General features: G+C 74.0%; 21 protein-coding genes. 14 read left to right on the plus strand and 7 right to left on the minus strand.

Annotation, left to right across the window (positions count from 1 at the left end; genetic code table 11):
* The first annotated feature begins 128 nt into the window (after positions 1-128).
* Together ACZ5WK_RS11715 and ACZ5WK_RS11720 are read left to right on the plus strand one after the other, a co-directional pair.
* Entirely contained in the window at positions 129-1,202 is a 1,074-nt protein-coding gene (locus tag ACZ5WK_RS11715) for an ATP-binding cassette domain-containing protein (RefSeq protein WP_465547169.1), read from the plus strand.
* Complete coding sequence (locus ACZ5WK_RS11720) at positions 1,199-2,011, plus strand: ABC transporter permease (RefSeq protein WP_465547170.1); 813 nt, start codon at positions 1,199-1,201, stop codon at positions 2,009-2,011. The genes ACZ5WK_RS11715 and ACZ5WK_RS11720 overlap by 4 nt, the downstream gene beginning before the upstream one ends.
* Before the next feature lie 89 nt (positions 2,012-2,100).
* Here the strand turns inward: ACZ5WK_RS11720 and ACZ5WK_RS11725 are convergent, their stop codons facing one another.
* Entirely contained in the window at positions 2,101-3,327 is a 1,227-nt protein-coding gene (locus ACZ5WK_RS11725; RefSeq protein WP_465547171.1) for a cytochrome P450 family protein, read from the minus strand.
* A gap of 592 nt (positions 3,328-3,919) precedes the next feature.
* On the opposite strand from ACZ5WK_RS11725, the gene ACZ5WK_RS11730 reads away from it, so the two are divergent.
* On the plus strand, positions 3,920-7,432 hold the full coding sequence (locus ACZ5WK_RS11730) for a S8 family serine peptidase (RefSeq protein ID WP_465547172.1): 3,513 nt from the start codon (positions 3,920-3,922) through the stop codon (positions 7,430-7,432).
* A 201-nt stretch (positions 7,433-7,633) separates the two neighbouring features.
* Here the strand turns inward: ACZ5WK_RS11730 and ACZ5WK_RS11735 are convergent, their stop codons facing one another.
* The 3 genes from ACZ5WK_RS11735 to ACZ5WK_RS11745 all read right to left on the minus strand — a co-directional run bounded on the left by ACZ5WK_RS11735 (position 7,634) and on the right by ACZ5WK_RS11745 (position 9,881).
* On the minus strand, positions 7,634-7,978 hold the full coding sequence (locus ACZ5WK_RS11735; RefSeq protein ID WP_465547173.1) for a hypothetical protein: 345 nt from the start codon (positions 7,976-7,978) through the stop codon (positions 7,634-7,636).
* A gap of 162 nt (positions 7,979-8,140) precedes the next feature.
* Entirely contained in the window at positions 8,141-8,611 is a 471-nt protein-coding gene (locus tag ACZ5WK_RS11740) for a hypothetical protein (protein WP_396322213.1), read from the minus strand.
* Between the two features lie 226 nt (positions 8,612-8,837).
* Positions 8,838-9,881: a LacI family DNA-binding transcriptional regulator gene (locus ACZ5WK_RS11745; protein ID WP_465547174.1), complete on the minus strand. Its 1,044-nt coding sequence runs from the start codon at positions 9,879-9,881 to the stop codon at positions 8,838-8,840.
* A gap of 158 nt (positions 9,882-10,039) precedes the next feature.
* Here ACZ5WK_RS11745 and ACZ5WK_RS11750 point away from each other — a divergent pair, with 158 nt between their 5' ends.
* From ACZ5WK_RS11750 to ACZ5WK_RS11775, 6 genes are read left to right on the plus strand one after another with little or no spacing between them, the layout of a single operon-like run.
* On the plus strand, positions 10,040-11,674 hold the full coding sequence (locus ACZ5WK_RS11750; RefSeq protein ID WP_465547175.1) for an ABC transporter substrate-binding protein: 1,635 nt from the start codon (positions 10,040-10,042) through the stop codon (positions 11,672-11,674).
* A complete protein-coding gene (locus ACZ5WK_RS11755) occupies positions 11,671-12,624 on the plus strand; it encodes an ABC transporter permease (protein WP_465547176.1) in 954 nt (317 codons plus the stop codon). Before ACZ5WK_RS11750 ends, ACZ5WK_RS11755 begins: the two co-directional genes overlap by 4 nt.
* Entirely contained in the window at positions 12,621-13,487 is an 867-nt protein-coding gene (locus ACZ5WK_RS11760) for an ABC transporter permease (RefSeq protein WP_465547177.1), read from the plus strand. Before ACZ5WK_RS11755 ends, ACZ5WK_RS11760 begins: the two co-directional genes overlap by 4 nt.
* A 5-nt stretch (positions 13,488-13,492) precedes the next feature.
* Positions 13,493-14,464 (plus strand): ABC transporter ATP-binding protein, encoded by a 972-nt coding sequence (locus ACZ5WK_RS11765; RefSeq protein WP_465547178.1) that lies wholly within the window; start codon positions 13,493-13,495, stop codon positions 14,462-14,464.
* Positions 14,461-15,297 (plus strand): ABC transporter ATP-binding protein, encoded by an 837-nt coding sequence (locus ACZ5WK_RS11770; protein ID WP_465547179.1) that lies wholly within the window; start codon positions 14,461-14,463, stop codon positions 15,295-15,297. The genes ACZ5WK_RS11765 and ACZ5WK_RS11770 overlap by 4 nt, the downstream gene beginning before the upstream one ends.
* A complete protein-coding gene (locus ACZ5WK_RS11775; protein WP_465547180.1) occupies positions 15,294-16,721 on the plus strand; it encodes an amidase in 1,428 nt (475 codons plus the stop codon). Before ACZ5WK_RS11770 ends, ACZ5WK_RS11775 begins: the two co-directional genes overlap by 4 nt.
* A gap of 142 nt (positions 16,722-16,863) precedes the next feature.
* Here the strand turns inward: ACZ5WK_RS11775 and ACZ5WK_RS11780 are convergent, their stop codons facing one another.
* Positions 16,864-17,571, minus strand: a complete 708-nt coding sequence (locus ACZ5WK_RS11780; protein WP_396322205.1) for a TetR/AcrR family transcriptional regulator — start codon at positions 17,569-17,571, stop codon at positions 16,864-16,866.
* A gap of 181 nt (positions 17,572-17,752) precedes the next feature.
* Here ACZ5WK_RS11780 and ACZ5WK_RS11785 point away from each other — a divergent pair, with 181 nt between their 5' ends.
* The 5 genes from ACZ5WK_RS11785 (at position 17,753) to ACZ5WK_RS11805 (ending at position 23,232) form a co-directional block, all read left to right on the plus strand.
* Positions 17,753-19,249 carry an APC family permease gene (locus ACZ5WK_RS11785; protein WP_465547181.1) on the plus strand — a complete coding sequence of 499 codons (1,497 nt, stop codon included), beginning with the start codon at positions 17,753-17,755 and terminating at the stop codon, positions 19,247-19,249.
* A gap of 162 nt (positions 19,250-19,411) precedes the next feature.
* Positions 19,412-19,705: a hypothetical protein gene (locus ACZ5WK_RS11790; RefSeq protein WP_465547182.1), complete on the plus strand. Its 294-nt coding sequence runs from the start codon at positions 19,412-19,414 to the stop codon at positions 19,703-19,705.
* A 226-nt stretch (positions 19,706-19,931) separates the two neighbouring features.
* On the plus strand, positions 19,932-21,044 hold the full coding sequence (locus tag ACZ5WK_RS11795; protein WP_465547183.1) for a substrate-binding domain-containing protein: 1,113 nt from the start codon (positions 19,932-19,934) through the stop codon (positions 21,042-21,044).
* A gap of 23 nt (positions 21,045-21,067) precedes the next feature.
* On the plus strand, positions 21,068-21,892 hold the full coding sequence (locus ACZ5WK_RS11800) for an ATP-binding cassette domain-containing protein (RefSeq protein ID WP_405364757.1): 825 nt from the start codon (positions 21,068-21,070) through the stop codon (positions 21,890-21,892).
* Positions 21,893-21,963: 71 nt separating this feature from the next.
* Positions 21,964-23,232, plus strand: a complete 1,269-nt coding sequence (locus ACZ5WK_RS11805) for a sugar ABC transporter permease (RefSeq protein ID WP_465547243.1) — start codon at positions 21,964-21,966, stop codon at positions 23,230-23,232.
* Positions 23,233-23,394: 162 nt separating this feature from the next.
* On the opposite strand, the gene galE is transcribed toward ACZ5WK_RS11805, so the two are convergent.
* Both galE and ACZ5WK_RS11815 read right to left on the minus strand, forming a co-directional pair.
* Complete coding sequence (gene galE, locus ACZ5WK_RS11810; protein WP_465547184.1) at positions 23,395-24,411, minus strand: UDP-glucose 4-epimerase GalE; 1,017 nt, start codon at positions 24,409-24,411, stop codon at positions 23,395-23,397.
* Positions 24,412-24,527: 116 nt separating this feature from the next.
* Positions 24,528-25,211: a hypothetical protein gene (locus ACZ5WK_RS11815; protein WP_465547185.1), complete on the minus strand. Its 684-nt coding sequence runs from the start codon at positions 25,209-25,211 to the stop codon at positions 24,528-24,530.
* Between the last annotated feature and the right edge of the window lie 144 nt (positions 25,212-25,355).

Here is a 25,355-nt window from a genome sequence, read left to right on the forward strand (position 1 = left end):
GTGGCCGACGGGGCGAACGCGGGGCCGCGGTGCTGCCGTGGGCGTGGAGCGCGGGGGAGGCGACAATGGAGGAAGGTCCGGCCGGGCCGGTCCCGGCGGCAACCGTCATCGCGAGTGGGGACGTGCCCATGGGACAGGCAGCCATCAGCGTCGTCGGTCTCAGCAAGCGGTTCGGGTCGGTGACCGCCCTGCACGGGGTGGACTTCGACGTCCCGGCCGGAACGGTGTTCGGCCTGCTGGGGCCCAACGGCGCGGGGAAGACGACGGCGATCCGGATCCTGACCACCATCCTGCGGCCGAGCGGCGGCCACGCCAGCGTCCTCGGGCACGACGTGGTCCGCGAGGCGGCGACGGTGCGGCGGCTGATCGGCCTGGCCGGCCAGTACGCGGCCGTCGACCCGAACCTCACCGGGCGGGAGAACCTGCGCCTGATCGGGCGCCTCACCCAGCTCCCCCGCGCCCGTCGGCGCCCCCGGGCGGCCGAGCTGCTGGACCGCTTCGACCTCGCCGAGGCCGCCGACCGCCCCGTCCGCACCTACTCGGGCGGAATGCGGCGCCGGCTCGACGTCGCCGCGGCCCTCGTGCCGGAGCCGCCGGTGCTCTTCCTCGACGAACCGACCACCGGCCTGGACCCGCAGAGCCGCACCGCCCTCTGGGAACTGATCCGCGAACTGGTCCGGGACGGTACGACCGTCCTGCTCACCACCCAGTACCTGGAGGAGGCGGACCGGCTCGCCACCCGGGTCGTGGTCGTCAACGAGGGCCGCATCATCGCCGACGACACCCCCGCCGTCCTGAAGACCCGGCTCGGGAACACGGTGATCGAGCTGGGCATGGGCGACGAGGCCCGGGCCGTCCGGGCCGCCTCCCTGATCGCGAACCGCGTCGGCGAACCGCCCGAGCGCGAGGGCGCGCTGCTCCGGCTGGCCTCCCGGGACGGGTCGCGGCTGCTGCTCGACGTCCTGCACTCACTGGAGGCCGGCCGTCTCGTCCCGCACACGGTGACCGTCCGCGAGTCCAGCCTGGACGACGTCTTCCTGGCCCTGACCGGACGCAGGACGCGTGATGCGGGGCCGGCCGGGGCGCCCGCGCCGGGCGAGGCCTCCGCCCCCACCGGCGACCCCGCGTCCGCCGGTTCCCCCGCGCCCACCGGCGACTCCGCACCCGTCGACGGCCCCGCCTCTCCCGGAGGCCCGTCGTGACCGTGATCGACGCCGGGCAGCTCGGGCAGCTCGGCACCCGCATCGCCGCGCCGGTGCGGGACGGCCTCGCGGTGGCCTGGCGCAACCTGATCGCGTTGCGCCGGGTGCCGCGGCTGCTCGTCTTCTCCACCATCCAGCCGCTGGTCTTCGTGCTGATGTTCCGCTACGTCTTCGGCGGAGTGGTCGGGCCCGCGCTGCCGCCCGGGGTCGACTACGTGGACTTCCTGATCCCGGGCATCTTCGTGCAGACCGCCGTCTTCGGCTCGATGAACACGGCGATCGGTCTGGCGACCGACATGCAGACCGGGCTGATGGAGCGGTTCCGTTCGCTGCCGATGGCGCGGTCGGCGGTGCTGTCCGGCCGCACGACGGCCGACCTGGCGCGGAGCGTGTTCGTGGTGACGCTGATGACCGCCGTCGGTTTCGCCCTCGGGTTCCGGATCCACGCGGGCGTGGCCTCGTTCCTCGGCGGGGTCCTGCTGGTGCTGGCGTTCGGCTTCGCGATGTCGTGGATCTTCGCGGTGGTGGGTCTGGCGGTCGGCGATCCGGAGACCGCCCAGGCCGCCGCGTTCCCCGTGCTGGCGCCGCTGGTCTTCGCCTCCGCGGCCTTCGTCCCGGTGAGCACCATGCCCGGCTGGCTCCAGGCCTTCGCCGACCACCAGCCCGTCTCCAAGACCGCCGAGGCGGTCCGGGTCCTGGTGCTCGGCGGACCGGCCGTCTCCGCGGTCTGGGAGGCGCTCGCCTGGGACGCCGGGATCGTCGCGGTCTTCGCGCCGCTCGGCGTCTGGTTCTACCGCCGGGCGGTTTAGGTCCTGTCCGGCCGAGAGCGGCGGGGAGGTACGGGCGGCGGACCCCCGGCCCGGCTGCCGGGGGTGCCCGGAGCGGGGGCGGCTGCGCCTCACCCCCGCAGGCGCACCGGAAGGCTCTGCACGCCGCGCAGGAGTGTGCTCGCCCGCCAGCGGAGGTCGGCGGGCTCGGCGTCGAGGGCGAGGTCGGGGAAGCGTCCGAGGAGGGAGCGCAGGGCGATGGCGGCCTCCGTCCGGGCGAGCGGGGCACCGAGGCAGTGGTGGATGCCGTGGCCGAAGGCGAGGTGCCCGCGGGGTTCGCGGCGGATGTCGAAGCGGTCGGGGTCGGGGAAGTGGCGCGGGTCGCGGGAGGCCGCGGCGAGTGAGACGAGGACGCTGTCGCCGGCGGGGATGGCGGTGCCGCCGATCTCCAGTGGTTCGGCCGCGAAACGGAAGGCGGCGGCGCCGACCGGCCCGTCGTAGCGCAGGGTCTCCTCGATCGCGGCGTCGACCAGGCCGGGATCGGCTCGCAGGGCGGCGAGTTGGCCAGGGTGGGTGAGGAGGGCGAGGGTGGCGCGGGAGATGAGGTTGACGGTCGTCTCGTGCCCCGCGACGAGCAGCAGGAAGGCCATGCCGAGGAGTTCTTCGGCCGACAACTGGGGCACGCGGTCGCCCCCGGGCCCGTCGCCGGTGGCCGGTGCGGCGACCAGTGCGCTCAGCAGGTCCCTGCCGGGGGTGGAGCGCCGGGCCTCGATGAGGGCGCCCAGGTAGTGGGTCATGCCGGCGACCGCCGCACCGGCGGCCTCGGCGGAGCCGGGCGCGACGATCTCCGCCGACCAGGCGTGGAAGTCGCCGTGGTCGGCCGCCGGTACGCCGAGCAGTTCGCAGATGACGGTCATCGGCAGCGGCAGGGCGTAGGAGGCGACGAGGTCGGCGCGGCCGGCCGGCGGCAGGGCGTCGGACAGCGCGTCGAGCAGGCCGTCCGCGATCTCCTGGATGCGGGGGCGCAGCGCCTGGATCCGGCCGGGGGTGAAGTCGCGGGCGACGAGCGTGCGGAGCCGGGTGTGCCGGGGCGCGTCGGTCTGGAGCATGTTGAGGCCGATGGCGTGGCCGCCGTCGTCGTTCCAGGAGGAGGAGTGGCGGATGTCGTTGCGCAGCCGGGGGTCGGTGAGGGCGGCCCGGGCCTCGTCGCGGGCGACGACCAGCCAGACCTCCCCGGACTCCGGCACCAGGACGCGGTGGACGGGCCCCTCGGCGCGGAGTGCGGCGTAGACGGGGTACGGGTCGGTGGTGACGTCGAGGCCTGCGGGGGCGAGGTCCTGAAGCGTTGGAGCGGTCACGGGGGTCCCTCCCGGCGAAGCAAGCGGGGACTGTTCCCCGCTTAACGGTCCGACCGTACCAGGAAACGGGGATCGCTCCCCAGTTCGGATGCCTCGGACCCGCGCCCGCCCGCCGGCGCCGGCCTCGGAGGAGGCGGCCGCGGTCGCGCGTGACGCGCCCCCGGGCCGATCGCCCCGTCACCGTCCTTACGATGACTCCGCGCCAGATGACCGGCAATCCGATCGCCGGAATCCCGCCCGACTTGGCGCCGGGGCTCGCCGCGGGCGAGCCGGCCCACCCCCGGATGGCCCCATGGGGCGACCCGCGACGGACCCGGGTGGCGGGTGTTCGCCGCCGTCCGGAGTCCGCCACTTCTTCCTGCTCGCGACCCGGCGATGCCCCCGGCTCCGCGTGACGAGAACGTCTGCAAATAGCCGGATTTCCTTCTCCTTTCTTTACTTTCCGATGGCATGAGCCCCCTTGTTGCCTTGGTGTTCGATGCGCTGGAATTCGAGCGTTGTCGGGACGCGCGGTCCGGAGGCATCGCGCGTCCTACCGGATCCGCGCGCCCGGGCCATGCAACCTGACGTCTCATCAGACGAAAGGATGTCCATGATCGGCTGGCGGAAATCCCAGCTGGCAACTGCCGTCACGGTCACCGCCGCGTCCATGGTCCTGACCTTCGGGACCAGTGCGAACGGCGCGCCCGTCCCGGACTCCGCGAACGCCCAGGCGGCTCCGGCGGCCTCGGCGGACGGAGCTCCGGCACCGGTGATCGTGATTCTCAGGGACCAGATCACCGAGGCCCCGGCGGACGCCGGGCACCTGGGCGCACGGAAGCAGAAGGCGGCGTCCGCCCAGGCGCCACTGCTGGATCGGGTCAGGGCCGGCGGCGGCACCAACATCAAGAGCTTCGTGGTCGGAAACGCCTTCTCCGCCACGGTCGGCCCGGTACTGCGGGCGGCGTTGCAGGCCGACCCGGAGGTCGCCTCGGTGGTGACGGACGACCAGGTCGCCGTCGCCCCGCCGACCGGGGGCAAGGGCACGGGCAAGGACCGGACGGACGCCCCCGCGGCCGCCCCCGGTGCCCAGGCGCCGAAGGCGGCCGCCGCCGCTCCCGGAGCGGCCGGGGGCGGGAAGGGCGGCGAGGAGAACGCGACCAACACGGTCTGCCCGTCCGACCCGGCCAAGCCGCTGCTGGAGCCGGAGGCGCTGTACTCCACCCGCACGGTCGGCACCGCCGGTTCGCCCGGAGCCGCCGATCTGGCCACCGGCAAGGGCGTGAAGGTCGCGTACATCGCGGACGGGCTCGACCCGGACAACCCGGACTTCATCCGGGCCGACGGCTCGCACGCGGTCGTCGACTACCAGGACTTCTCGGGCGAGGGCACCGACGCACCGACCGGCGGTGCGGAGGCCTTCGGTGACGCCTCGGCGGTGATCGCCCAGGGCCGCCAGGTGTACGACGTCTCGAAGTTCGTCAACCCCGCGCTCCCGCTGCCGGCCGGTTGCAACATCCGGGTCCGGGGCATCGCCCCCGACGCCTCGCTGGTCGCGCTGAGGGCCGGCGGCGAGATCCTGCCGAACTCCGCGATCCTTCAGGCCATCGACTACGCGGTCACCAACCACGTCGACGTCCTGAACGAGTCCTTCGGGGGCAACGTCACCCCCGACAGCGGTGCGCACGACACCATCTCGCTCTTCAACGACCAGGCCGTCAGGGCCGGCGTGACCGTCGCCGTGTCCACCGGCGACGCCGGGATCAGCGGCACCATCGGCACCCCGGCCACCGACCCGAACGTGATCGCGGTCGGTGCCTCCACCGACAACCAGAACTACCAGCAGACCGGGTACGCGGCGGCCCGGTTCTCCAACGGCACGTGGGACGACAACCGGATCTCCGCGCTCTCCTCGGGCGGTTTCACCCAGGCCGGCCGGACGGTCGACCTGGTCGCCCCGGGTGAGTCGGACTGGGCGCTGTGCTCGCCGGACACCGCCAGGTACACCGACTGCAAGGGCTTCAGCGGCGCCGGCTCCCCGATCCAGCCGTTCGGCGGGACCAGCCAGTCCGCGCCGATGGTCACCGGAGCCGCGGCCCTGGTCATCCAGGCGTACCGCGACACCCACAAGGGGGACTCGCCCGCTCCCGCGCTGGTGAAGAAGCTCCTCACCGGCACCGCCCAGGACCTGGGGCTGCCGGCCGAGGAGCAGGGCGCGGGCCTGCTGAACGTCCGCGCGGCGGTCGAGGCCGCCCGGGGCTACCAGAGCGGCGCGGGCGCGAAGGACGGCAACACCGTCGTCGTCACCACCGGCCAGATCGACGTCACCGGTGCCCCCGGCTCAGCCCACACCGCCGACGTGACGGTCACCAACACCGGTTCCACCCCGCAGACGGTGAGCGGAGCCACCCGCAGCTTCGCCCCGCTCTCCGACGACCGGCGGACCGTCCGGCTGGACTCCTCCTCCGACCAGACCTTCCCGTACGCCACCAACGGCGCCACCTGGGTCCAGCAGAAGGTCAGCTTCAGCGTTCCGGCCGGCGCCGACCGCCTGGCCGCGTCGATCGCCTGGCAGGGCGCGGCCGGCCCGGCCGGCAACGGCCCGGTGGTCCGGATGACGCTGCTCGACCCGTCCGGACGGTTCGAGACCAACACCCGTCCACAGGGCGGTGCGACCCCGGCCGACTTCGGCCTGGTGGACGTCCCGCACCCGGTGGCGGGTGACTGGACCGCGGTCCTCTACACCCCGGCCGGCACGAACGGCTACACCGGCCCGGTCCTCCTGGACACCGCCACCCAGCGCGCGGTGCCGGCCGGCGGCGTGAGCCCGCAGGTGGTCGAGCTGGCGCCGGGCGCCAGCAGGACCCTTCACGTCCAGGTCACCACGCCGGCGACCGGCGGCGACTCCAGCGAGTCGGTCACCGTCGCCACCTCCGACGGCCGCACCACCAGCGTGCCGGTGGTCCTGCGCAGCCTGGTCCCGGTCAGCCAGGGCACCGGCAGCTTCACCGGCACCCTCACCGGCGGCAACGCCCGCGGCAGCTCGCCCACCCAGAGCTTCGCCTACGCCTTCGACGTCCCGAAGGGCCGGCACGACCTGCGGGTCGGCGTGACGGTCGCCAAGGACCCGAAGCTGCTCATGCAGGGAGCGCTGATCAGCCCGAACGGCACACCGGTCGACATCGAGGGCAACGCGCTCCTCGACGCGAGCGGCCACCTCACCGGCACCACCGCCGGTGTCTCGGCGACCACGGTCGACCCGGTCGCGGGCCGCTGGCGGTTCGTCCTGACCGTGGTCGGCCCGGTCAGCGGTGCGGAGCTCAGCCAGCAGTTCACCGGTACGATCGGCCTCGACCTCGACCGGGCCACCGCGGCCGGCCTGCCGAACGACCCGCGGACGAAGCTGGCGGCGGGCAAGCCGGTGACGGTGAGCGTGAACTACACCAACAACACCGTCGCCACCCAGAACGTCGCGACCAACGCCCGGCTCGACGGCCGGGTCGACCTTCCGCTGGTGCCGCAGGGCACCTCGGCGACGGTCGGCCTGCCGCTGACCGCCGATTCGACCACCCCGTCGTTCCTGGTCCCGCCGGGCACCGACGCGCTGACGGCCGTGTCGGCGTCCTCCGTGCCGGCCCACCTGGAGATCAGCGGCGCCGCCGGCTCGCCCGACCTGTTCGGCGACCTGAAGAAGGCCCGCAACGGCTCGACCGTCTCGGTCGCCAGGGACGCCGGCAGCCCCGCGCAGCCGGTCGTCCCGGGCAGGTGGAGCACCTTCGTGCAGCAGATCGGCCCGTTCGGCGCCGCCGGCGCCCCGGCCGGTACGGCCACCATCACCGCCACCGCCCACACCCGGGCGTTCGACCCGGCGGTGGCCTCCAGCACCGGCGATCCGTTCGCCGCCGCGGTCAGCGCCACCGCCCCGGCCGCCGTCCCGGTGACCGTCCGGCCCGGCGCCACGGGCACACTGCAGGTCACGCTCACCCCGACCGGCCCGAAGGGCGGCACCGTCCACGGCGTGCTGTACCTGGTCTCCGGCCCGACCACCGTGGCCACCGCCAACAACCAGCTCGGCACCACGGGTTCGGTCCTGGCGGCGATCCCGTACACCTACACGGTGAACTGACACCTCGTCGGACCGGCCGAGGCCGCCCCGGGTTCCGGGGCGGCCTCGGCTGCTCTCCGGCCGCCGGAGATCGGCCGGGGCGGAGAACAGCCGGGGGCCGGGGCCGGCCGCCCGGCACACCGACGCCGGATTGCCGCGGTCTTCGCGCGCTCGGCGTCCGGTACCACCGCCGGGCGGTGGAGCGCTGCAAGGGGGCCCGGTCTACGGGTGCTCCTCGTGGTGGCCGCAGAGCCAGGCCAGCGCCCCGTAAGCGCCCAGGGCGTAGTCGGCGTCCACGCCACGCCCGGCGCCCGCGCGGATCTGGACGGCGGCGGCCTGGAACTCCGCCAGCAGCTGGGCCCGGCACGGCCCGACGGCGCCGACGGCCGCGGACGCGGTCACCGGGGCGCCCACCTGGGCACCCACCGCCCAGCGGTAGGCACCCAGCACGCCGTGCTCGTAACGCGTCCACGGCTGGCGGCGGTTGTTCGCCGCCTCCAGGGCGGCGAACACCTCCGCCGCGGAACGCACCCCCACCGCCACCATCGTCGTCTCGTCGGCAGTCATGCCCCCGACGCTACGACCGCGCCCGCCCCGGCGCCCGGGCACCCTCGCGTTCCGGCCGGCGGACACGCCGTGGAACCGCCCTCCCGCGCGGTCGTACCGGGGCCACCGCGGCCCCCTCGGCATTGACCCGGCCGGGTGAGCCGCTCCGCCGGCGGCGGCCGTTCACCGGCTCTCGATACCCACCGTCCCGTGCAGCAGCCGGCCCGCCGCCCGCGCCTCGTCCAGGCTCCGGGTGAAGGCCGCGACCCGCTCCTGCGGCTCCAGGCTCATCAGGCCCGCCGGCCACGTACCGGGCGGGACCACGATCACCACCACGCCACCGCGCCCCTCGGCGGCCGCCAGCCAGCCGGGCGAGACCGCCACCCCCGCGGCCGGCTCCCAGACCTGCCGGCCGCCCACCAGCACCAGCCGCTCGAACCGCTGCCCGCCCACCTCCACCACGCCGGTGGTCGGCGGCGGCTCCCCCGCCGCGAGGACGAAGCCGCTGTCCACGGCGTCCACCACCAGCTCCCCGTGCAGCCGCACACCGACCTCCACGATCGCCTCGGCGACCAGGGCGCCCGCCGACTCGCGCACCGCGAACGCCCACACCATCGGCGCCCGCCGGGCACCACCATCCGCCTCGTCTGCCACACCCTGACCAACGAGCGGGCCGCCCCTTCGGCTTCCCCGCGGCCAGACCTTTCGCGGGAAGTCCCCCGCCCCGGGGCGTCGGCGGCCCCGCCGCAGGCCCCCGCCGACGGCCGGCCGATCCGGCACGGCGCCCGCGAGCCGGCTCCGGGCGCACCAGGCGCGCCCCGACCGGCGGCGGGGCGGGCCGCGGCGGGCCGTCCGCCGCCACCGCGCCCGGCTGCAACCGCTACGGCCCGGAGCGCCGGGAGGAGGCCCTGATCTCCAGCCTGGTCTCCACCAGCGTGCCCGTCGGCTCCTGGCTGCCGCTCTCCAACGCGGCCACCAGCAGCTCGATCCCGGCCACCGCGACCCGCTCCGGCTGGAGGCTGAGGGTGGTCACCGGCGGGTCGGCGTGCTCGGCCGAAGCGTCCTCGCTGACGCAGACCAGCAGCAGGTCACCGGGCACCGAACGGCCGTGCCGCCGGGCCGCGTCGAGCACCAGCGGCGGGCTCGCCTCGCTGGCGACCAGCAGCGCGTCCGGTGGCTCGGCGCCGCTCAGCGCCTGCTCCACCGCCGCGATCGCCGGGCCGCTGCCGGGCGCGGTGGAGAGCACCACCTGCGGCTCGGCCCCGTGCCGGGCGCACCAGCCGCGGTAGGCGTTCAGCAGTTCGATGTGGAAGCGGATCGCGGTGTCCGGCACGACGGCCGCCACCCGTCGCGCGCCCTCGGCGCGCAGGTGGTCCAGCACCTCGGTCACGGCGGCCTCGGTGTCGATGTCCACCCAGTGCGCGCCGGGGCGGCCCTCGACCGAGCGGTCGGTGAACACCGGGATGCGGGCCGCGATGAAGTCCTCCACCAGCGGGTCGCCGGCCACCGGGTCGGCGACGATCGCGGCCTCCAACGGCAGGTCGGCCCAGGCCTCCGGCGCCGAGCCGGTGGGCAGCATCACCAGTGCGTAGCCGTGCCGCAGCGCCTCCCGCGCGGTGGCACCGGTCAGCTGCGCGTAGTACGGCGAGTCGAGGCAGGCCCACGGCTCGGTGGCGAACTCCCCGACCGCGCAGCCGATCAGCCGGGCGTGCCCGGCGCGCAGCAGGCGCGCGGTGGCGTTCGGCCGGTAGCCGAGCCGGCGGGCGGCCTCGCGGGCGCGCTCGCGCACCGCGTCCGACATCCGGCCGGTGCCGTTGAGCGCGGCCGAGACCGTCGTCTTGGAGAGGCCGGCCTCGCGGGCGACGTCGACGAGGCGGACGCGGGGCACGGCCGCCGGGCCGCCGGGGCGGGGGGTATCGGTCATGTGCTGATGCTGCCAGCCCCGAGGGCTCCGCGTCACCCTCCCGTGACCTGTGGAAAATCGTTCCCGCAAACCCTTGTGCGGGAACGTTCCCGCATCAATACTCGCCACCAACTCCCAGCGCCCCCACAACCCCCTGAAAGGGGTGGGTCTCCTTGCGCATGCCCAGATCCGCCGGCCTGCTCGCCACCGCCGTCCTGGTCGCCTCGGCGGCCACCGGCTGCTCCGGTGCCACCAGGAGCGGCACCGACTCCGCGAGCGGCGCCGCCTACCAGGTCACCCCGGACACCCCCGCCGCCCAGGGCCCGATCCCGTCCTTCACCTGGTCGCTGTACGCGGAACCGCAGACCCTCGACTACGCGCTGGCCTACGACTACCCCCCGAACACCGTGCTGGCCAACGTCTGCGAGCAGCTGTTCCGGGTCACCCCGGACATGAAGACCGTGCCGGCCCTGGCCGCCGGATTCGCCCACCCCGACGCGCTGACCTGGGTGTACACCCTGCGCTCGGGCGTGAAGTTCCACGACGGCTCGACCATGACGGCGGACGACGTGGTCGCCTCCCTGCAGCGTCACCTCGACCCGGACACCGGCTCGGCCTGGGGCACCGCCTTCAAGAACGTCGCCTCGATCGAGAAGTCCGGCCCGCTGGAGGTGACGGTCAGGCTCACCAAGCCCGACGTCCTGCTGAACGAGCTGCTGGCGGCCTCCCCCGGCACCATCGAGAGCGCCGCCTTCCTCGCCAAGGCCGGCAAGGACTACGGCACCCCGAAGGGCGGGGTCGACTGCACCGGCCCGTTCGCGGTCGACAAGTGGGCGCAGGGCGACAGCCTCACCCTGAAGAAGTTCCCCGGCTACTGGGACACCTCGCTCGCCCCCAAGTCGGACAGCGTCAGGTTCGTCTTCATCCAGGACCCGGCCGCCCGCGCCAACGCCTTCCTCTCCGGATCGGTCGACGGCGGCTACATGGTGCCGTCCGCCTCGCTCGCGCAGCTCAAGGCCTCCGCGCAGGGCACGGTGCACTTCGGCCCGAACACCGCCGCCACCGACCTCGCCGTCCTCGACCTCAAGGGCACCCTCGGCGACCCGAAGGTCCGTCAGGCGCTCTCCGAGGCGCTCGACCGGCCCGGCATCATCAAGGCCGCGATCGGCGGGATCGGCACCCCGGCCAAGGCCCCGGCCGCGCAGGCCGCCTGGGGCATCGCGCCGGACCGCACCGCCGGCTACTTCGCCGCTCTGCCGGAACCGGCCTACGACCCGGCGGCGGCCAGGAAACTGGTCCAGGAGGCCGGCGCCGCGGGCAGGAAGGTCGTCATGGCCACCAGCACGCTCGCCCCCGAGATCGGCGTGGTCGCCAACGCCGTGCAGGCGGCCGGCAAGCAGATCGGCCTGGACGTCGAGCTCAGGCCCGTCGCTCCCGACGCGTACACCGCGCTCTTCACCGACCCGGCCGCGCGGGAGGGCATCGACCTGGTGGTCACCAACGGCTACGACAGCACCCCCGACCCGCTGGAGTTCTACCAGTCGCTGCACACCGGCGACTTCGCCAACTACGGCAGCTGGTCGAACGCCGAGTACGACGCGCTCTTCGACCAGGCGATCGCCTCCACCGACCCGGTCACCCGCGCCGACCTGACCGCGAAACTCCAGCAGATCGCCGTGCGCGAACTCCCCGGCATCCCGCTGTACGAGCAGCCGTACTCGGTGTTCCTCAACAAGCGGATCACCGGCGCGCCGACCGGCATCGCCCAGCTGTACTACCCGTGGGCGGCCACGATCGGCGCCGCGAAGCGATGACCCGCTACCTCCTCGGCCGGCTCCTCGGCCTGGCGGGTGTGCTGCTCGCGACCTCCTTCGTGGTCTTCAGCGCCGTGCACCTCGCCCCCGGGGACCCAGTGGCCTTCCTGCTCAAGGGTCATCCGGCGACGCCCGAGGCCCGGGCCGCGATCACCGCCCAGTACCACCTGGACGACCCGTTCCTCACCCAGTACCTGAAGTGGCTCGGCGGGGTCGTGCACGGGGACTTCGGCCGCTCGGTGCAGTTCCGCCAGGACGTCGGCGCGCTGATCTCCTCCCGGCTGCCCGGCACCACCCTGCTGATCGGGTACGCCGCGGCGCTGGTCTGCGTGGTCGGCGTGCCGGCCGGCGTCCTCGCCGCGCTGCGCGGAGGCTGGTTCGACCGGGCCGTGCTGCTGGGCACCGGCGTCACCACCGCGACCCCGCCGTTCGTCTCCGCGATCGCGCTGGTCTCGCTCTTCTCGGTGCAGCTCGGCTGGTTCCCCGGCCCCGGCTCCCAGGGCACCGGCCTCGCGGACCGGCTCTACCACCTGACGCTGCCCGCCGCCGCGCTGGCGGTGACCCTGGCCGGCCTGCTGGCCCGGGTGACCCGCTCGGCGATGCTCGACGAACTCGGCCGCGAACACGTCGAAGTGGCCCGCTCGCGCGGGGTCCCGGAGCGCACGGTGGTCCGCCGCCACGTGCTGCGCAACGCGCTCGGCCCGATCGTCACCGTCGGCGGCACCATGCTGGCCGGCCTGCTGGTCTCCACCTCGATCGTGGAGACCGCCTTCAACGTCCCCGGCATCGGCTCGCTGCTGGTGCAGTCGGTGACGGTCAAGGACTTCCCCGTCGTCCAGGCACTCACCCTGCTCACCGTGACCGGCTTCGTCGTGGTCAACCTGGCCGTGGACCTCCTCGCGCCGCTGGTCGACCCCCGGCTCTCCCTCACCCGCCGAGGTGCCTCATGACCACAGCCACCCTGGCCCCGCCGGGCCGCCCCGGCCTGCGCCGCCTCCGGGCCTTCGGACAGGGCCCGCTGTTCACCGCGGCCGTCGTGGTCCTGGCCGCGCTCGTCCTGGCCGCGGCCCTCGCGCCGCTGCTCGCCCCGTACGAGCCGGACCTGATCGACCTGCAGTCCGGCCTGGCCGGCAGCAGCGCCGACCACCTGCTCGGCACCGACCAGTCCGGCCGCGACATCCTCTCCCGGCTGCTGTACGGCGCACGCACCGGCCTGCTCGGGCCGCTGCTGGTGGTCGGGGTGTCGACCCTGCTGGGCATCCTGCTCGGCGTGGTGGCCGGCTGGCGGGGCGGCTGGGCCGACGCCCTGCTGTCACGCGCGCTGGACGTGGTGTTCTCGTTCCCCGGGCTCCTGCTGGCGATCATGTTCGTCGCGGTCACCGGCCCGGGCATGACCGCACCGGTCATCGCCATGGCGGTCGCCTACACCCCGTACGTGGGGCGGCTGGTGCGCGGGATCGCCCGGCAGGAGAAGAGCCGGCCGTACATCGAGTCCTACCTGGTCCAGGGCTGGTCGGGCCGGACCATCTGCCTGCGGCACCTGCTGCCCAACATCGCCCCGACGGTCCTCGCGCAGTCCGCGGTCAACTTCGGGTACGCGCTGATGGACCTGGCGGCGCTCTCCTTCCTCGGCTTCGGCGTGCAACCGCCGACCGCCGACTGGGGCGCGATGATCAACGAGGGCCAGTCGGCCGTCCAGCAGGGAGCGATGCTGCCCGCGCTGGCGCCGTCCGCGTGCATCGTGATCGCCGTCGTGGCGTTCGGAATCGTCGGCGAGGGCATCGCCGACCGGGTCGCGAAGCGGGAGCGGTGAGAGCCATGACCACACCCCTGTTGGAGATCGAGAACCTCTGCGTACGGCTGCCGGACGGGCGGGCCGCCCGCCCGATCCTGGACGGCGTCTCGCTGCACGTCGGGGCCGGCGAGACGGTCGCGCTGGTGGGCGAGTCCGGCTCCGGGAAGTCGGTCGCCTGTCGCAGCGTCCTCGGCCTGCTGCCCGAACACGCCCGCACCGAGGGACAGGTCCGGGTCGGGGGCCGCGACGTGCTGACCCTGGACCGGGCGGGCCTGCGCGAACTCCGGGCCCGTCAGGTCGCCATGGTGTTCCAGGACCCGCGGGCCTGCGTCAACCCGCTGCGGCGGGTCGGCGACTTCCTCACCGAGGGCCTGCGGGCGGCCGGCACACCCGCCGACCGGGCCGCCGGGCGGGCCGAGGAGCTGCTGGAGGCGGTCGGCATCCGCGATCCGCGCGGCGCCCTGCGGCGTTACCCGCACCAGTTCTCCGGCGGCATGCTGCAACGCGTCGTCATCGCGGCGGCGCTGGCCGGCGAGCCGTCCCTGCTGCTCGCCGACGAGCCGACCACCGCACTCGACGTCACCACCCAGGCCGAGGTCATCGCGATCCTCACCCGGCTGCAGGCCGAGCGCGGCACCGGGATGCTCTTCGTCACCCACGACCTGGAGCTGGCCTCGGCGATCTGCGACCGCGTCTACGTCATGTACGCGGGGCGGATCGTGGAGACCCGGTCAGCCCGGGCCCTCTTCGACCGCCCCCGCCACCCGTACACCGCGGGCCTGCTCGCCTGCACGCCGCGGCTCGGGCCCGACGCCGCACCGCCGCGCCCCGTCCCCGGCCGGCCGGTCTCGCTCGCCGAGTCCCCGCCGGGCTGCGCCTTCGCCCCGCGCTGCGGCTTCGCCGAGGAGCGCTGCACGGCCGCGCGGCCCGTCCTGGAACCGCACGACGACGGCCTCGTCGCGTGCCTGCGCGCCGACGAAGGGATCCTGTCGTGAGCTCCTCCCCCGGCCTGGTCGTGGACGGGTTGCGGAAACGGTTCGGCGATCACCCGGCGGTCGACGGGGTCTCCTTCACCCTGCCGCCGGGCGGCTCGCTCGGCATCGTGGGCGAGTCCGGCTGCGGCAAGACCACCACCGCCCGGATGCTGGTCGGCCTGGAGCGGCCCGACGGCGGCACCGTCCACCTGGACGGGCGCGACCGCTCGGCCCGCGCCCGTGGCCGCACCGAACGGCTGGCCCGCGCCCGGGAGATCCAGATGGTCTTCCAGGACCCGTATCTCTCGCTCGACCCGCGGATCAGCGTCGCCGCCTGCGTCGGCGAGGTGCTGCGGCTGCACACCGCACTGGACGCCTCCGCACGGCGCGCGCGGGTCGCCGAACTCCTCGACCAGGTCGGGCTGGGAGCCCGCGAGGCCGCCGCACTGCCGCGCGGGCTCTCCGGCGGGCAGCGCCAACGGGTCGCCATCGCACGGGCGTTGGCCGCCGAACCCCGGGTGCTGATCCTGGACGAGGCGGTCGCCGCGCTCGACGTCTCCATCCAGGCCCAGATCCTCGACCTACTGGCCGGCATCCGCCGGGAGGCCGGCATCGGCTTCCTCTTCGTCAGCCACGACCTCGCGGTCGTCCGGCACATCACCGACCGGGTCGTGGTGCTCCGGGACGGCCGGGTGGTCGAGTCCGGCCCGACCGCCGACGTGCTCGGCAACCCGCAGCACGCCTACACCCGACTGCTGCTCGACTCGGTCCCGCAGCCCGGCTGGGCCCCGGCCCGCATCGCCGAGGGCCGCCGCGCACTGAACCACCCGTCCGACCGGAAGAGCCTCGCATGACCGACTCCACCGAACTCGCCCACCTGTCCGCCACCGAGGCGCTGCGCCGCTTCCGGGACCGCTCGCTGTCGCCGGTCGAGCTGATGACCGCCGTCATCGAGCGCGCCGAGGCGGTCGAGCCCCGGGTCAACGCGCTCGCCGAGCGCACCTTCGAGCAGGCGCTCGCCGCCGCCCGCACCGCCGAGGCGCGGTACGCGGGCAGGGGTGGGCCGCCGCGCCCCCTGGAGGGCCTGGCCGTCGCCACCAAGGAGGAGCAGCCGATCGCCGGGCGCCGCGCCACCGACGGCTCGCTGGCCCTCGCGCACGAGACCGCCGACCGCACCCACCCGGTGGTCGAGCGCATCCTCGACGCCGGCGGGATCGTGCACGCCCGTACCACCACACCGGAGTTCAGCTGCGCGGCATTCACCCAGTCCCGGCTCTGGGGCGTCACCCGCAATCCGTGGAACCTCGCCTACTCCCCCGGCGGCTCCTCCGGTGGCTCGGCCGCCGCCCTCGCGGCCGGCGAGACCACCCTCGCCACCGGCTCGGACATCGGCGGCTCGATCCGGCTCCCCGCCTCGTGCACCGGCACGGTCGGCTTCAAGCCCCCGTACGGCCGGGTGCCCGCGATGGCGCCGTTCAACCTCGACACCTACTGCCACGACGGCCCGATGGCCCGCACCGTCGCCGACTGCGCGCTGCTGCAGAACGTCATCGCCGGACCGCACCCGCTGGACGGCGTCTCGCTGCGGCCCAAGCTGGTGCTGCCCGAGCGGTTCGAGGGCGTCGCGGGCCTGCGGATCGCCCTCTCCGTCGACCTCGGCGACTGGCCCGTCGACCCCGAGGTCGAGGCCAACACCCGCGCCGTCGCACAGGCGCTGCGCGCGGCGGGCGCCGTGGTGGAGGAGGTGGACGTCAAACTCTCCCGGGCCGAGGTGCGGGAGGCCGCGATGATCCACTTCGGGGCGATCTTCGGCCCGTACGTCTCCTCGGTCGCGGCCGAGCACCGCGAGCTGCTCACCCCCTACGCGCTGGCCTTCGCCGAGGAGGTGAGCGAGGCCTGCCGGGAGCCGGGGATGTTCCTGGCCGGCCTGGAGATCGAGGCGCGGATCCAGGCGGTGCTCGGCGACCTGCTCGACCGCTACGACCTGCTGCTCTGCCCGACCATCGGCACTCCGGCCCTGCCGGCCGACGACGACTACACCGTGACCAGGCTGTCGGTCGGGGGCCAGGAACTGGAGCACTACATGGACGCCGCGCTGACCACGGTGTTCAACATCGCCGGGCGCTGCCCGGTGCTGAGCGTACCGTCCGGGGTGGCCTCGACCGGGGTGCCGACCGGCGTTCAGCTGGTCGGGCGGACGTACGACGACGTGACGGTCTTCCGCGCGGCGGCGGCCCTGGAGGCCGTCCGGCCCTGGCAGCGCATCGCCCGGCTCTGAGCCTGCGCAAGGGCGTCGGGGTCCGGCCGCCCGGCCGGGCCCGCTCCACCCGCCGTCGCCTGCCTCGCCCGCCTCGACCGCTCCACCCGCCGTCGCCCGCCTCGACCGCCTCGACCGCCTCGACCGGGGCCGACCCGGCAGCTCACCCGGCCGGCGGCTCCAGCCGGGCGGCGGCGGCGTCCAGCAGCAGCTCCAGCGCGAACGGGTACCCGCTGCGCCGCATGTCGGCCGCGAGCAGCCGGGCCGTCGCGGCGATGTTCGGGTGGGTGGCGGCCGGCAGCGTCGCGTAACTCGCCCGCCAGACCCCGAGGTCGGCCGCCTGCGCCTGCGACGGGAGGGCCAGTGCGGCCGCGTCCAGGGCGGCGAAGGCGAGCGCCTGGTCCACGAAGGCGTGGTAGATCCGCACCGCCTCACCGTCCGGGAACCCGGCCGTCCGCAACACCCCGAGGATCGCCTCGACCGCCCGCGTCTCGTTCTCCCGGCCCGTCGTCCGGTGTGCCGCCAGCATGGCCGCCTGGGGGTGCGCCTGGTACGCGGCGTGAATGCGCAGCCCGATGTCCCGCAGGTCGGCCCGCCAGTCGCCGGTGGCCTGCCGGCCGTGCTGGGCGCGTCCGATCAGTTCGTCGGCGATGGCCAGCAGCAGGTCGTCGGTGCTGCGGAAGTACCGGTACAGCGAGCTGGGGTCGGCGCCGAGGGCCGCGCCGAGCCTGCGCACGGTGAGGGCGTCCGCGCCGTGCTGCCCGATCAGCTTCAGCGCCGTCTCCACGATCACCTGCGCGGACAGCACCGTGCCGTGGCGGGTCGGTCGTCTGCGCCGCCGCTGCGACTCCGGGACCACTCGTTCGCTCATGCCGCGGAGCTTATGACAACGGCATTGACGTGTGAAGCGCGCGGACGGTTTCATTTCCAGCCACCGGCCGCCCCCGAGTCCGGCCGGTTCCCCCCACACGCGAGGCGGTACACCCTTGGCACCATCGGTCCGGGACCGGGGCCACGCCCGGAGAACCCAGGTCGCGCGCTCCCACGCGACCATGCGCAGGTCGGTCGGCATCCAGGACGGCGTGGTCATCGCCGCCTCGACCACGGCGGCCACCACCAGCATCGGCATCGGCCTGGGGCTGACGGCGGGCGTGGTCGGCCTGCACCTGCCGGCGCTGACGCTGCTGGCGTTCCTGCCGGTGCTCGCGATCGCCGGCGGCTACGGCCGGCTCAGCCGGGTCGAGCCCAACGCCGGAAACAGCTACAGCTGGGTCGGCCGCACCCTCAGCCCCTGGCTGGGCTTCCTGTCGGGCTGGGCGAGCATCGTCGGCACGCTCCTCTTCATGGCCTACACGACGGCGGTCACCGGCTCGGCCGTCCTCCAACTGGCCGGCCAGGCCGGACTGCACCGCCTCGCGGGCCTCGCCCTCGACCCGGACTCCACCCTGCAGACCACCCTGATCGGCCTGGCGGTGCTGGCCGCCGCCACGGTCGTCGCGGTCCGCGGCCTCGACCTCGCCGCCCGGCTGCAGAAGTACCTGCTGGTCTTCGAGTACGCGGTGCTGCTGGGCTTCTGCGGCTACGGCCTGGTCGCCGGCGACCAGCCGTTCTCGCTCGACTGGTACAACCCGTTCGCCATCCCCTCGCTCTCCGCCCTGGCCCAGGGCATGGTGCTGGCGGTGTTCTGCTACTGGGGCTTCGAGTCGGTGTTCTCGATCGGCGAGGAGGTCCGTGACCCGCGCGACGCCTCCCGGGGCGGGTTCATCGCCCTCACGATGATCATGCTGCTGCTCCTCCTCGCCGGCACCGCCTTCCAGCGCGTCCTGCCGCTGGACGAGCTCGCCGGCAACGGCGCCCAGGGCCTCAGCTACTTCGGCGCCAAGCTCGCCGGCCAGCCGCTCGCTGCGCTGCCGCTGGTCGCGCTCACCCTCTCCGCCGCCGCCTCCCTCCAGGCCTCGGTCATCCCGACCGCCCGCGGCATGTTCGCCATGGGCCGCGACGGCACCCTCGGCCCGGTGTGGACCCGGCTCCACCCCCGGTTCGCCACACCCGCCACCGGCACGGTCCTGATCAGCGCGCTGGCGACCGCGATCGCCCTGGCCTCGCTCACCGTCCCGACCGTGAGCGACCTGATCTCCGCCGCGGTCAACGCCAGCGGCATCGTGGTCGCCTTCTCCTACGCGCTGACCGCCGTCGCGGCCGCGGTGCGCTTCCGGCACCTGCTGCGCACCTCCCCGTGGGAGGGCCTGCGGGCGGTGGTGGCACCGCTGCTCGGCGCGGCCGTGCTGCTCGCCGTCGGCGGCTACCTCGCCTGGACGTTCTACCGCTCGGCCGACCACTTCGAGCTCAGCGCCGACAACGGCTGGTTCCAGCTGCTGGTGCCCGCGCTGATGATCGGCTCCGGGCTGCCGGCCGCGGCCTGGGCCCGGTGGGTCCGCAAGTCCCCGTACTTCGCCGGCGGCCACGGCGCCGGGCCCGGCGCACGCGACACGCCCGGGACACCCGACACGCCGGGGGCCGACGTGCAGCGACCCGCCGTAAAGGCCTAGACCATTGACGCCGGCGCCCGGGCCGGTTTAGATGGCGGGACCTCCGGTGCAGCAGGGGGCCGCACCGCCCGAGTCCGGTGCGACGCACCGGAACACGAGACGGCCTCCTGCCGAGCACCCTCGCCGAGGGCGGAAGGAGTCCCCGAACAGGCGGTGCCATCCGTGGACGCTGTTGCCTCCGAAGTGCCCTGGACCTCCGGCCGCACTTCCCCCGCCACCCGTCCGAACCGGGCCGAGCCGGCCGGGCCGCTCTGGATCGTCGAGATCCCGGTGGCCGCCCGCACCGGGAACGGCCGGCAGATCTGCGCCGTCCACGCGCGATCCGAACGGGAGGCCCTCCACGAGGCCCTGCGGCGGGCCCTGGACCCCGCATCCGTGGCCCGCCGCCGCGGCGCCGCCCTGGACCCGGGCAGAGCCACGGTCACCGCGTGGGACTGGCGGCAGACGCTCCTCTGACCGGCGGGCCCGCCATCCGTCCGGTGGTGGACGACGACGCCCGGCCGCGTCCGGCCCGCGGACACGGCGGTCCGCGGGCCGTCGCCGCCGGCGGACGACGGCGGACCCTCCGGCAGCGGCCGTCCGGGGTACACGCCCTACCCGTTCGGCGCAATCCGAATCGTGGGGACGGCCCGGTGTTCACAGACTCGTAGGCGGGGGTGGACTCAACCGGAGAGGCATCCTCATGAGCATCGCTCTTCGCCGCGCCCTCGCGGTGGCCGCAGTGGTTTCCGTCGGAGTCGGCCTGACTTCCTGCGGCAGCGCCAAGCAGTCGACCGGCAGCACGTCCTCGGGCAGCGCGAGCGGAACCTCGGTCGGGGCGGTCAAGATCGGCCTGCTGCTGCCGGAGACCAAGACCACCCGGTACGAGCAGTTCGACCGCCCGCTGATCGAGCAGAAGATCAAGGAACTGGCGCCGGACGCGCAGATCGACTACTACAACGCCAACCAGGACGCGACGACCCAGCAGACCCAGGTCGACACCGCCCTGACCAAGGGCGACAAGGTCCTCATCCTGGACCCGGTGGACTCCAAGTCGATCCAGTCCTCCGTCCAGAAGGCCCACGACGCGGGTGTCAAGGTGGTCTCCTACGACCGCCTGGCCCAGGGCCCGGTCGACACGTACGTGTCCTTCGACAACCACAAGGTCGGCCAGCTGCAGGGCCAGGCCCTGGTGGCAGCGGTGGGCGACAAGGCCAGCGCCGGACAGATCATCATGATCAACGGCTCGCCCACCGACCCGAACGCGGCCGACTTCAAGGCCGGCGCACACAGCGCCATCGACGGCAAGCTGAAGATCGGCAAGGAGTACGACACTCCCCAGTGGGATCCGAACACCGCCAACCAGGAGGCCGCCGCGGGCATCACCGCGCTCGGTGCGAACAACGTCGTCGGCATCTACTCCGCCAACGACGGTATGGCCGCCGGCGTCGCCACCGCGCAGAAGGCGGCCGGGATCAACGTCCCGCTCACCGGTCAGGACGCCCAGCTCGACGCCATCCAGCGCATCCTGATCAACACCCAGACCATGACGATCTACAAGCCCTTCAAGCCGGAGGCCGACGCCGCGGCCGAGATGGCCGTCAGCCTGGCCAGCGGTGCGTCCCTCAACCCCACTGTCGTGCCGACGACGGCGACCAACGGCAGCAACAACAAGACGTTGGCCAACCTGATCACGCCGATCGTCGTGAACAAGGACAACATCAAGACCACCGTGGTCCAGGACGGCCTCTACACCGTCGCCCAGATCTGCACGCCGGACTACGCCGCCGCCTGCACCGCGGCCGGCCTCCAGTAGCCCGACGCTACCCCGTCACGAGCATGCCCCGTCTCCAAACCGGAGACGGGGCAAGGGAGTTGGTCACTGTGGCAGGTGAGACCGTACTGGCCCTGCGCGGGGTCTCCAAACGGTTCGGCGCCGTCCAGGCGCTCACCGACATCGAGTTGGAGGTACACGCGGGCGAGGTCTTGGCACTGGTCGGCGACAACGGCGCCGGCAAGTCGACGCTGGTCAAGGCGATCGCCGGCGTGCACCAGCCGGACGACGGCGTCATCGAGTGGCACGGCAAGCCGGTCGCCATCCACCGCCCCCAGGACGCCCAGCAGTTGGGCATCGCCACCGTCTACCAGGACCTCGCGCTCTGCGACAACCTCGACGTGGTCGGGAACCTCTTCCTCGGCCGCGAGATCCGGCGCTTCACCATCCTCGACGAGGTCGCGATGGAGAAGCGCTCCCGCACGCTGCTGGACACCCTGTCCATCCGTATCCCCAGCGTGCGGATCCCCGTCGCCTCGCTCTCCGGTGGTCAGCGCCAGGTGGTCGCGATCGCCCGCGCGCTGATCGGCTCGCCGAAGGTCGTGATGCTGGACGAACCCACCGCAGCCCTCGGCGTCGAGCAGACCGCCCAGGTCCTCGACCTGGTCGAGCGGCTCCGCGAACAGGACCACGGCGTGATCCTCATCAGCCACAACATGGCCGACGTGATGGCCGTCGCGGACACCGTCGCGGTGCTGCGCCTGGGCCGCAACAACGGGGTCTTCGACAGGCGTTACACCAACCAGGAAGAGATCATCTCGGCCATCACTGGAGCCACGGACAACGCCGTGACCCGTCGGAAGGCCCGTGGCCAGGAGGATTCCCAGTGAGCGAGAACTTCCCCGGGGGCACTGGAGGCGGCGAGCCCGAGCGCCACCACGTCCCACTGCCCGAGGACAGCATGCCCAAGGGCGGCGTCAACGCGCCCGTCCCGGTGGCGGCCGAGGCCACCCCAGCCGTCGACCCCCGGCTGATCGTCCGCCAGGAGGGCATCAAGGGGTACCTCAGCGAGTTCCGCCGCCGCCTCGGCAGCGGCGAACTCGGCTCACTGCCGGTGGTGCTGGCCCTGATCGTGATCTGGGCCGTGTTCGGCAGCCTCGACAGCAGCTTCCTCTCCGCCCAGAACCTCTCCAACCTGTCCCAGCAGATCGTCGGCACCGGCATGATCGCGATCGGCGTGGTCTTCGTACTGCTGCTCGGCGAGATCGACCTCTCGGTCGGCTCGGTCAGCGGCCTGTGCGCGGCGATCTACGCCGTCCTGAGTGTCACCGACGGCGTCAACCAGTACGTCGCGCTGCTCACCGCCCTCGTCGGCGGTGCGGTGGTCGGCTGCATCCAGGGCGTCTTCTTCGCCAAGGTCGGCGTCCCCGCCTTCGTGGTCACCCTCGCCGGTAACCTCGGCTGGAACGGCCTGATGCTGCAGATTCTCGGCACCACCGGCACGGTCAACCTGCCCGGCAACGACATCGTCTCCCGGCTCTACAGCACGATCTACGGGCAGCAGATCGCCGCCTACGGCACGGCGGCGATCGGCGTCCTGATCTTCCTGGGGGCCTCGCTGTTCGACGCGCGCCGCCGCCAGGCCGCGGGCGTGCCGTCCCGCCCTGCGTCGGACATCGCGGTACGGACCGTGGTGCTGGCGATCATCGCCTTTCTCGCCGCCTACACGCTCAACCAGTACAAGGGGCTGCCGCTGGCGCTCCTGATCTTCCTGATCTTCATCGTGGTGCTGGACTTCGTGCTGCGCCGCACCGGCTACGGCCGGCAGGTCTTCGCACTCGGCGGCAACATCGAGGGCGCCCGCCGGGCCGGTATCAACGTGTCCGGGATCCGGATCAGCGTCTTCATGATCTGTTCCACGATGGCGGCCGTCGGCGGTCTCTTCCTCGCCGCGCAGATCCAGTCGGCCAGCCAGACCTCCGGCGGCGGCAACCTGCTGATGAACGCCATCGCGGCGGCCGTCATCGGCGGGACCAGCCTCTTCGGCGGACGCGGCTCGACCTGGTCGGCCCTGCTCGGCGCGCTGGTGATCGGCTCGATCCAGTCCGGGATGAACATCGAAGGCCTCAGCAACGCCATCCAGTTCATGGTCACCGGCGCGGTGCTGCTGGCCGCGGTGGTCATCGACTCGCTGGCCCGCCGCTCCCAGAAGGCGGCCGGCCGGGCCTGACGGCAGGCCTTCGCCCTCAGCCGGTGACGGCCGGTTCGGGCACCACCGCCCTCGTCGTCCGGCCCGGCGCCCCCCGGTCGCGGGCGGGCGCCGGGCCGGACGGGCGCCGGTGGCGGGCGGCGGGCACAGGGCCAGGCGGGCGCCGGGCCGGGGCCCGTTGGGTCAGGCGGAGGCGAGGCGGGCCGACCACTTGGCGCGCCAGGCGAGGGCGTCGGTCACGCCGTCGGCGATGGTGCGCCGCGCGGTCCAGCCGAGCAGCTCGCGGGCGGTGTCGACGGCGGCGTAGCAGCCGATGACGTCGCCGGGGCGCGGGTCGGCCTCGCGGACGTCGAGCTTCGTACCGGCGGCCGCTTCGAAGGCGGCGATCAGTTCGCGGACGGTGGTGCCCTCGCCGGTGCCGACGTTGATCACCCGGTAGCGGTCGTCGGCGGTGGGCTTGACCACCTCGTCGAAGCGGATGAGCGCGGCGACATGGGCCTCGGCGAGGTCCTGCACGTGGATGTAGTCGCGGATGCCCGAACCGTCCCTGGTCGCCCAGTCGGTGCCGGTGACGGTGAACGGCGTGCCGTCGGTGTGGGCCTCGATCAGCTTGCCGAGCGCGTGGGTGGGGTTGAGGTCCTGGAGGCCGGTGCGCAACTGCGGGTCGGCGCCGACGGGGTTGAAGTACCGCAGGGCGATGACGCGGATCCCCTCGGCGCCGTCACCCCGGGTCCAGTCCTGGAGGACGTGCTCCATCATCTGCTTGGTGCGCGCGTACGGGCTGTTCGCGTCGACGGCGCAGGTCTCGTCCACCCGGGCGTCCGGGGTGGGCGCGTAGATGGAGGCCGAGCTGCTGAAGACGACCCGGGTGCAGCCGTTGCGCTGGAGGGAGTCGAGCAGTTCGACGGTCTTGGCCACGTTCTCGCGGTAGTAGAAGAGCGGCTTGGCGACCGACTCCGGGACGACGATCCGGGCGGCGCAGTGCAGGGCGGCGTCGATGTCCGGGTGCTCGGCGAAGATCCGGTCGAGCAGCGCGCCGTCGGCGATGTCGCCCTGGTAGAACGCCCGGTCCTCGACGAACTCCGCCCGGCCCTTGGACAGGTCGTCGAGGATGACGGGCGTGATGCCCTGGTCGAGCAGCGCGGACGCCACCGTGCTGCCGATGTAACCCGCGCCACCGGTGATCAGGACCTTCTTCATATGCGGTCGCTCCCTTGCCTGGTCGGACGTCTCGGTCGTCGTCCGGTGACAGTGGGGACTGCCGGGCGGGAACGATCGGTTCCACCGGGCCGCGGATCACTCCGTGGGGCTGCGGGTCAGTTCCTGCGGCAGCGCCGGCGAAGCCAGTATCCGAGGCCGACCAGGAAGACGGCCGCGACGGCGGTACCGATGGCCGCCCAGGTGGCCGCGTCCGGGGTGCTGTCCGATTCCGACCGCTGCGGGGGCTGCGCGGCGGTGCCGGACGGGCCGGCGCTCTGGGCCGGGGTGGGGCCGACGGTGACGGCCGGGGTGGGGCCGACGGTGACGGCCGGGGTGGGCGCGGCGGTGACGGCCTGGGTGGGCGCGGCCGTGGTCGTCGGGGTCGGCACGGCGGCCGTGGGGGTCGGCAGCGGCGGGTCGGTGATGGCCGCCGCCTCGACGTCGAGTTCGCGCTCGCCGTGCCCGAGCGAGGGGAAGGCGCAGTCGACGCTGATCCGCCAGTGGCCGGCCGGCAGGATCTCCCGGGTGGTGTAGGAGCCGGGGTGGCCGGGGACGGCGACCAGCCGCCACGGGCCGGCCGAGCGGCCGTCGGCGGAGGTGGCCGCGAGTGATCCGGCGAACTCCTCGACGACCGGCTCGTGGTCGTTCTCGAAGGTGGCGACGGTGGTGACGTGCCCGCCCTCCTGGCCGGTGACGTCGAGGTGGACGGTGTCGCCGTGGGCGGCGGCGGGGAGGGCGGCGGGTCCGAGGACGACCGCCCCGGCGAGGGCGAGGGCGGCGGCGAGCGGTCGGGTACGCATGGCGGGGTTCCTCGTGGGGGTGACCCGGGTGGGGGGGGGGGGGGGGGGGGGGGGGGGGGGGGGGGGGGGGGGGGGGGGGGGGGGGGGGGGGGGGGGGGGGGGGGGGGGGGGAGGGGGGGGGGGGGGGGGGGGGGGACGACTGCT

This window comes from Kitasatospora sp. NPDC032757 (assembly GCF_055579305.1).